This is a genomic window from Streptomyces sp. DH12 (assembly GCF_020873895.1).
GTDB lineage: Bacteria > Actinomycetota > Actinomycetes > Streptomycetales > Streptomycetaceae > Streptomyces.
Genome location: NZ_JAHWGT010001295.1, coordinates 1 through 428 on the forward strand (window position 1 = coordinate 1; position 428 = coordinate 428).

The window sequence follows — 428 nt, forward strand, 5'->3', positions numbered from 1 at the left end:
GTCGTACAGGGCGGCGGTGAACAGCAGGCCGCTGAGGCCGACATGGCGGGCCGCGGTGTCCCCGACGAGGGCGCCGACGCCGGCGTAGAGGAGGGTGGAGCCGACGGCGGCGGCGACCACCACGAGCATCGGTCCGGCCGCCGTCTTCACCTGACCGCTCTCGGGATTGACGAGTCCCGCGAGGTAGCCGATGACGCACAGCACGAGGGCGTAGCGCCCGGCCGCGTGGTCGGCGGGCGGCGCGAGGTCGGCGAGGAGGCCGGCGGCGAAGCCGACGAGGGCTCCGCCGACGTGGCCGTAGACCAGGGCGAGTCCGAGGACGACGAGCAGCAGCAGGTCGGGGACGGCGCCGGGGAGGTGGAGGCGGGCGAGGACGCTCACCTGGATGACGAGGGCGACGACGATCAGCGAGCTGGAGAGCAGGATCC

The 428-nt window shown here is 74.1% G+C and carries 1 protein-coding gene; it reads right to left on the bottom strand.

The window, feature by feature from the left end; genetic code table 11:
* The coding region (gene mreD, locus LPA54_RS39755) for a rod shape-determining protein MreD (RefSeq protein WP_228985275.1) at positions 1-426 on the bottom strand (426 nt) is incomplete at its 3' end.
* Positions 427-428 lie beyond the last annotated feature (2 nt).